This is a genomic window from Dissulfurimicrobium sp., from assembly GCF_049968175.1.
GTDB lineage: Bacteria > Desulfobacterota > Dissulfuribacteria > Dissulfuribacterales > Sh68 > Dissulfurimicrobium > Dissulfurimicrobium hydrothermale.
Genome location: NZ_JBMFRG010000099.1, coordinates 1 through 3,619 on the forward strand (window position 1 = coordinate 1; position 3,619 = coordinate 3,619).

Genomic DNA, 3,619 nt, shown 5'->3' on the forward strand with positions numbered 1-3,619 from the left:
CCACGAGGCTTGCCTGAACGCCAAGGAGTAGGGCCATAAGGATGGCTACAGATATAGTGGCAAGCGCCAGATGTTCAAGGAGCTCGTTGGACTTTTCCTTGGCGGTTTCGCCGTAATCCCGTGTCACTACCACGTGGACGTCTGAAGGGAGGATGAAACCCTTTAGCCCCTCTACCTTATTGAGTACGGTGTTAGCGATGGATGTGGCGTTCTCACCTTTACGTTTGGATATGGCTATTGTCACCGCCTCTTTTAATGCACCAGGGGCGATCTTTACACCCTTTTTTTCAGCCCCAAGGCCGGCGCCTATCATTACATAGGATGTGGGTTCTTCAGGGCCATCTATTATCTGGGCCACTTGGCCGAGATAAATCGGTTTACCGTCCACGACCTTGATGACCGTCTTTTCAAGGTCGTTTATATCAGTAAAGAAATTATTGAGCCTGAGGGAAAAGCTCTGGTTGTTGTTAGAGATGTCGGATATCCAGGAGGCCTGATTCTGGGACGAAAGGGCGGCTACTACGTCTGCCGCATCAATTGAAAGGCCGGCAAGGGCATTGGGCTTAAGGATCACCCTGGCCTGTCTTTTGAGACCCCCTATGATCTTCGTCTCGCTTACCCCATTGACCGCGCGTATCTCGTCATTAAGCTGAGTCGCTATGCGCCTTAAGGTGGAGCCGTCATAGCCATCTCCCCACAGGGTGATGGCAAGTATCGGTACGTCATCTATAGAATGAGGTTTCAGGATGGGTTTGCTGCAGCCAGGTGGAATCCAGTCAAGATGGGCATATAGCTTGTCATAGACCTTGACTAGACTCTTTTCCATATCTTCTCCGACCTTGAATCTGACCACGGTCATGGCCTGGTCGGGCATAGCGGTGGAATAGACATACTCGACGCCAGGGATTTCCCAGATGAGTTTTTCCATAGGGCCTATGACCCTGTTTTCGATCTCTTTTGGGGTCGAACCTGGCATAGAGACCATCACGTCTATCATAGGTACTACAATTTGGGGTTCTTCTTCGCTCGGCGTGAAAAAAATTGCAAACGCCCCGAGAAGGAGGCTTGCAATGATGGCAAGCGGGGTAATCTTAGAATCGATGAATGTCTCTGTAAGCCTTGCCAGGAAGGTATTATGCGCCTCCATGACGTGGGGTTTAAGACTATTCAAGGCGTACACCCTCCTGTACCATGTCTAGGTTTGAAACCACCACCGTATCCTTCGGGTTTACCCCGCTCAGTATCTCGACAAAGACATCCCCATGCCGACCTTGGCCGGACCCAGGATACGGCATCCACGTGCCATCTTCATATATCCACTTTCTACCGGTCTTTACTACCCTCCAGTGGACTATTCGGTCTCTGCCTACAGTATATACGGCCGTCATTCCACCCCTTGTGACCAGGGCCTTTTCAGGGACTACAAGACATTTTATGTGGCCTTTCAACAGAATGACTTTTCCATAGAGGCCGCTTTTTATCAGGTCATGGTCTGGCTGTTTTTTGAGGTCTATCTTTATATTAAACGTATGGGTTAGTGGATTTACATAAGGCACGACTCGGGTTATTTTTGCGGCTTCGCTGATGTGCGCTGATGGGATGGACAGATATACATTGTCGCCGGGCTTGGTCCTTGCAAGAAGGGCCTCGTCTATGTCGGCATCAAACCAGTATCCGCTGTCTACGGCGTCAATTTTTAAAAGGGGTGTGCCCGGATTTACATAGCTTCCTGGATCGACCGTCTTTTCCACTATCAGGCCGTTTACAGGCGAGACGAGGGAGACGTATGAGAGCTGGTTTCTTGCTTCATTCAAGTTGGCTTCAATGCGTCTTATGTTTGCATCAAGGGCGGAGGCTTGGTTCTCCAGGGCCTTGAATCGGGCGAGGGCCCGGTCAAATTCCTCCTGGGTTGCGGCATCCTCTTTTTTGAGTCGTTCAAGGCGCTCAAAATTGGCCTTTGCATATGCGAGATCCGCCATGACCGCTGCCTTTTGACTGACCATCGCCGCCTTTTCAGCCATTGCGGATTCTATCTCCGACCTTGCCCTTGTATCATCTATAGTCAAGAGCAGATCACCCTTCTTGACCACATCGCCCTCGCGCACCCTGACCTCGCGGACAAATCCTGAGGTATTTGATGCCAATACGGCCTGTATTTTGGCCTTCGTTCTGCCTGAAAAGACCTCCATATCAGGCATGGAGGCCTCTGTGACCTCATAGGTCTGAGCGCTGACCGCAGAGACAGGTTTTCTTCTCGATTTTTGATCTTGATCGGCGCAACCGGTCAGAGAAAGCAATAAAAAGATAGATGCCGCGCCAAAAAGAAAAAATCTGCCCACATAATTACCTATAGGTCTAACTCTCGTCGTCATTACCCAATACCCCTGTCTTAAGCTTGAGATCCGACATGGCTGTCATGTAATCATATCGCGCCTGAGCAGCTTGAAGTCTGGTCTGTTTAAGGGCTGTCTCGGCGCTCAACACCTCCACCATCAAGGCCAATCCGTTTTCATAGCGTTTTTTAAGTATTCTTAAGGTTTCTTCAGCCTGTGCGACTGCTTTTTCCGTTACATCAAGCTGTTTTTTGGCGGTTATAAGATTGAAATACGCCTGCCTTACCTCAAGGCCGATCTGGGCGTTTATGTCTTGATCTTTATATCTGGTGCGCCGTTCCTCGGCACTGGCGGCTGCAAGCCTTGCCCTGTCTCCCAGACCATTAAATATATTGAAGGACATCACAGCCATTATACTCCACGAATCTCCATCTGTTCCAAGGAGGTCCCTGCTATTTGTTTCATATGATCCTTGGAGATTTAATGACGGCAAAAACTGAAACTCAGCCTCTTTGGTCTTGAGGCCTGCCGCCTGGACCATTTTTTTTGAAAGGAGCGATTCAGGCCGTTTCCTGCGGGCGATCTCAAGCCAGGCCTCCAAACCCCTGGATGCCAGGTCTGTATTTGTCTGAGGAGGTTCAAGTTCCCATTCGCGGTCTTGCGATATCCCCATGGCCTTATCCAACGCGGCCATCGCAATCTTGACATCTCCCTCCGCCCTTAGTCTCTCGCGTTCGGCAGAGACGAGATGCACCCTTGCGGACAGTAGATCTGATTTCAGGGCAAGGCCGGCCTTTTCTCTTTTTGCCGCAAGTCCTTCCATGGCCTTGGCGGTCTCGACCGATGCTGTCATGACATCCAGGGTCTTCTCGGCAAGGATGGCCTGATAATAGGCCTTTTCCACCTGAAAAGAGACCTCTTGCCTTATCTTGGTCTTTTCTAGGGCTGCTATCTGTTCCTGGACCTTGGACAAGCGATATCCGATGATCTCCCTACCTTGGTTGAATATCGGCTGTGTCAATACGAAGCGGCCTTGCCAATTAGTTATCGGCGTAGGATTGTTAAGCCTGTCTATATCAAAATCCCGGGATGTAAAGCGTTCCTGCGCAAGTTTATAGGTAAAGACCATCGGCGGATTGTTGGTCCTTTCAAGGTCTTCATAGAAATTTAAGGTTGGAAAGAAGGCGCTCAGACTTGCCGATCTATTCGCCTGCGACGCCTCCAGGGAGGCACTAGCGCCTTTTAGAAGTGGGTTGTTGGACATGGCCAACTCGACCGCCTTTGAA

3 protein-coding genes are annotated in these 3,619 nt (G+C 50.1%); all 3 read right to left on the minus strand.

Annotation, left to right across the window (positions count from 1 at the left end; genetic code table 11):
• Positions 1 to 1,171, minus strand: a 1,171-nt coding sequence (locus ACP5SG_RS09450; RefSeq protein ID WP_428123998.1) for an efflux RND transporter permease subunit, incomplete at its 3' end; no start/stop codon positions are given.
• Complete coding sequence (locus ACP5SG_RS09455) at positions 1,164 to 2,372, minus strand: efflux RND transporter periplasmic adaptor subunit (RefSeq protein ID WP_237888092.1); 1,209 nt, start codon at positions 2,370 to 2,372, stop codon at positions 1,164 to 1,166. The genes ACP5SG_RS09455 and ACP5SG_RS09450, both read right to left, overlap by 8 nt.
• Positions 2,356 to 3,619: TolC family protein (locus ACP5SG_RS09460; RefSeq protein WP_428124005.1), on the minus strand; the 1,264-nt coding region annotated here is incomplete at its 5' end. The genes ACP5SG_RS09460 and ACP5SG_RS09455, both read right to left, overlap by 17 nt.